Annotated in this window: 3 protein-coding genes; all 3 read right to left on the bottom strand. The window is 74.0% G+C overall.

Annotated elements, in window-relative coordinates; translation table 11 throughout:
• Positions 1 to 482 (bottom strand): NAD-dependent epimerase/dehydratase family protein (locus NQ160_RS19855; protein WP_257516833.1); only part of this gene is annotated, 482 nt, incomplete at its 3' end.
• Positions 479 to 3,139 (bottom strand): alpha/beta fold hydrolase, encoded by a 2,661-nt coding sequence (locus NQ160_RS19850; protein WP_257516832.1) that lies wholly within the window; start codon positions 3,137 to 3,139, stop codon positions 479 to 481. The genes NQ160_RS19855 and NQ160_RS19850, both read right to left, overlap by 4 nt.
• The coding region (locus NQ160_RS19845) for a 3-oxoacyl-ACP synthase III (protein ID WP_257516831.1) at positions 3,136 to 4,089 on the bottom strand (954 nt) is incomplete at its 5' end. The genes NQ160_RS19850 and NQ160_RS19845, both read right to left, overlap by 4 nt.

Here is a 4,089-nt window from a genome sequence, read left to right as displayed (position 1 = left end):
TGGGGGCGCACGGCCACGACGCGCATCGCGGGGGAGTCGCGGTCGAGGGCGATGAGCTCGGCCTCGGCTTTCGTCCGCGCATATTCGCCGCGGGCGTGCTGCGGGGATGCCGGTTCGGCGCCCACGCCTGCGAGCGCCACTCCGGCGTGCGCCACTGAGGGCGACGACACCTGTACGAAGCGGGATGCCCCGGCGTGCTCTGCCGCGGCGAGCAGGGCTCGCGTGCCCTCGACGTTGACCTCATGGAAGTCGGCGGGGTCTCCCGCCAGCGACACCTTGGCGGCGAGGTGGACGATGCCCTCGGCGCCGTCGACGACGCGGGCGACGGCCCGCGAATCGGTGACGGACCCGAGAACGTCGGTGACGCCCTCGACGCGGCTGGGCCGTCGCTGCAGCGCGCGCACCTCGTGGCCGGCGGCGACGAGCTCGGCGGCGACTGCGCGCCCGAGGTAGCCGGACGCTCCGGTGACGGCGACGATCACGGCCGGCCCACCCGTCCGCCGGCGAGCGTGCGCTCGGCCCACTGCGACAGCCGGGTGCGGTCGATCTTGGAGTTGTGGCGGATGTCGGTGGGCAGCTGCGGCACCGCCAGCACCGCGACGAGCGGAAGATCCGTGCGCCGACGCAGCTCGGCGGTCAGCTCAGGCGACGCCAGCCCCGGCCGAACGACGGCCGGGACCGTCTCGACGACGGCGACGGCCTGCCGCAGCCGGTGCGGGCCGATGCCGACGACCGCGGCACGCCGTACCCCGTCGGCACCTTCGACGTCCTGCTCCGCACCGACGGGCGCGACCGGCCCGTCGGCGGTGGCCAGCACGTGCGGCAGCCGGCCCTCGATCCAGAGTCGCCCCTCGGCGTCGAGGTGCCCGACGTCGCCGGTGCGATGCCAGCGTCCCAGCGGGGGAGTGTCGAGCACGGCGCGGCGGTCGGTAAGCCACAGCCGGTCGTACGACGCCTTCAGGTGCGGCGCCGACACGACGACCTCCCCGAGCACACCGGGCTCGGCGCTCGGGATGCCGGTCGCCCGACCATCGGCATCCAGAGCACTGATCAGCACCTGGTTCACCCCGATCGGCGAGCCGACGCAGACGCCGCGATCGGCGGCATCCGCCACGGCACGGATGCCGTCGAGCGTCACGTCCGTGACGAGCAGGCACTCGGTCATGCCGTAGGGGGTGTGCGGCTCGGCGTTCGGCATGAGCTCCGCCGCGGCCGCCAGCAGCGGCTCGCCGACCGGTGCTCCGGTCGAGAGGAACGTGCGCACCCTGGCGAGGGCGCGGCGGTCGTCGTCCGACAGCGCATCGGCCGTGGCGACGACGTTGAGGATCGCCGCCGGCGACAGGAACACGATGCGGGCGTCGGAGGCCCGCACCGCGGCGGCGACGGCTCGCGCCGTGAGGGTGCGGGGCGCCGAGACGTCCATGTCGGGGGTCGCCGAGCGGGTGCCGAGCGCCGGGCCGAGCAGGGCGAACGGGGCGAAGCCCGTGACGAGCCCGGTGTCGCCTGTCACGTCGAAGTGGGCCGCGAGCACGTCGCGCAGCGCCGAGAGCTGCCGATGCGTATAGGCGACGCCCTTCGCCGGCCCTGTCGACCCGGAGGTGAAGAGGATCGCCGCAGGGTCGTCGGGTGCCGGCTCGTCGGGGAGGGGAGCGCCTGCCCCGAACGCGGCCACCGTGGTGAGGTCGGCAGCGACCCCGAGCAGCTTCGCGGATGCCGCGGGCAGCCGCGGCACCGAGATGCGGATGCCGGGCCACCCCAGCGCGCGGGCGGCGCCCAGGCCCGGCAGCTCGCCGATGACGACGTCGGGCCACGCGCCGCGCACGGCGCGGGAGAGTCCCCGCACCCCGAGCCCGGCGTCGGCCACCACGACGACGGCGCCGATGCGCAGGCACGCATAGACCACGGCCGTGAGGGTGGGCCCCGGCGGGACGAGCACCGAGACGCGCTGGCCCTTCTGCACCCCCATGCGCGCGAGACCGGCCGCCAGGCACCGCACGCGGTCGTCGAGCTGCCGCCAGGTGACGCGGCGCTCGCCGCCGCCCCGCGTGGCCATGTCGATGACGGCGACGTCGTCGTCGTCGCGGCGGGCGTCGAGGGCGGCCCACAGGGGCGTGAAGTCCGCGGGGCTGTGGTCGGCGGGCGCGGCGCCGGCGGGCTCGGGCGCTGCGGGGCCGGCATCGCCGGTCAGACGCGCGGCGTTGTCGCCCAGCCACGTGAGGATGGCGTCGGCGTACGGCCGGTCCTCGGCGATCAGGTGGCCGGCGCCTTCGAAGCGGTGGACGTCGGCGTGCGGCATCCGGTCGACGAGGTCGTCGAGATAACGGTCGCTGAAGATCGGATCGGCCGGCCCCCACAGCAGCAGCGCCGGCACGTCGAGGTCGGCGACGCCGGCGGCGATGCGCTGCAGCTCGTCGAAGCTCTCGTGCGCGCCATCCACCGGAATGTCCGCGACGAACGCGCCGATGCCCTGCCGGCGGGCGGCGGTGCGGTAGGGCGCGCGGTAGGCGTCCTTCACATCCGGTTCGAGCGCGGGGTGGGCGAGCGCCAGCGTCGTGTCGAGGAACGCGGGCGTGGCGACGGTGGATGCCGCGAGCACACCGCGCGTGCCGGCGAGGCGCAGCGGGGTGGGGATCGGTTCGCCGGCCGGGTGGTGCACGGCGGTGTTGAGCGCGACGACTCCCGCGAGCAGTGCCGGGTGGTCGACCGCCCAGCCGAGCGAGACCACGCCGCCCCAGTCGTGGCCGAGGGTGACGACCGGGCCCTCGAGGCCCAGCGCGTCGGTGAACGCGCCGAGATCGCGCACGCGCTGCGCGAGGGCGCGCGGCGCACCGGTGCGGGCCGAGAACCCCATGTCGAGCTGGTCGACGGCGATCACGCGCCAGGCCGGCTGCCCCTCCTCGGCCGCGCGCAGCGAGGCCGACACGAGGCGCCGCCAGAGGTAGGACCAGGTCGGGTTGCCGTGCACCGCGAGGATCGTGCCGACGACCTCGACACCGAGCCGCGCGAGCTCATCGCCGGTGTCGAGGTAGTGCCACTCGTGCGCGGCATCGGTCTGCCGGTCGGCGACGACGCATGTGCGACTGAAGCGGACGTCGAGACCGGGGAGGCCCGCGAGGGCCTCGGCGACCGCGCCGTTCACCAGGCGAGTTCCATCATCGCGGTGTTGAGCCCCGAGCCGACGCCCATGAGCAGCACCCGGTCGCCCCGCTGCAGGGTCGCTTGCTCTTCGACGAGGGTGATGGGGACGGATGCCGGGCCGATGTTGCCGAGCCGGGGGAACGTCGTCGGCACGCGGTCCCTGTCGAGGTTCACCGCCTTAACGATGGCGTCGGTGTGCACCGACGAAACCTGGTGCGTGATGTAGCGGTTCATCGACTTCCAGTCCCACTCCGCCGCCGCCTCTTTCCACGCCGACACGACGAGCGCGAGGCCGCCCTTCAAGAGCGCTTTGGCATCGGTGAACATGCCGTCGACGCTGCCGACGCAGAGGCGGTGGAATTCGGTGGCGGCACGCGTCACGCCGCCGAGGATGCGGTGGCCCGCGGGGTGCTCGTCGGCGCGCCCCAGCACCGCCGCGGCGGACCCCGAACCGAGGGTGAGGGAGGCGAACTCGCTCAGGAAGCCGGCGCGGCCGCTCTCGGACTGCAGTAGTCGCTCGATCGTGTTGACCTGGATCTCATCGGCGTCCTCGCCGGCGACCACGATGGCGTAACGGATCTGGCCGGAATCGATCATCGTCGCCGCGAGCGACATGCCGTTGATGAACCCGAGGCAGGCGTTGGCGATGTCGAAGTTGATGGCCGAGCTCGGCAGGTCCAGGCCGTGGTGCAGGGCCACGGCCACGGAGGGCTCGAGGTTCGTGCGCGTGACCGAGGTGTTGATCAGCAGGCCGACCTCGGATGGGCTGACCCCGGCATCCGCGAGCGCTTGCTTACCCGCGGCGATCGTGGCGGCGTCGACGGTTTCGCCCGCCGCCCAGTTGCGCCGCTCGAGCACTCCGGCGACGCGCTTCAGCATTCCGCTGTGGAGCCGGAGGCGCTTGAGCGAGGGCGCGAGACGCTCCTCGATGTCGTCCGAGGTGGTCACCCG

The organism is Microbacterium sp. zg.Y909, assembly GCF_024626565.1.
The sequence above is the reverse complement of the archived record's forward strand: the minus strand, read 5'-3'. Positions and strand labels throughout refer to the sequence as shown.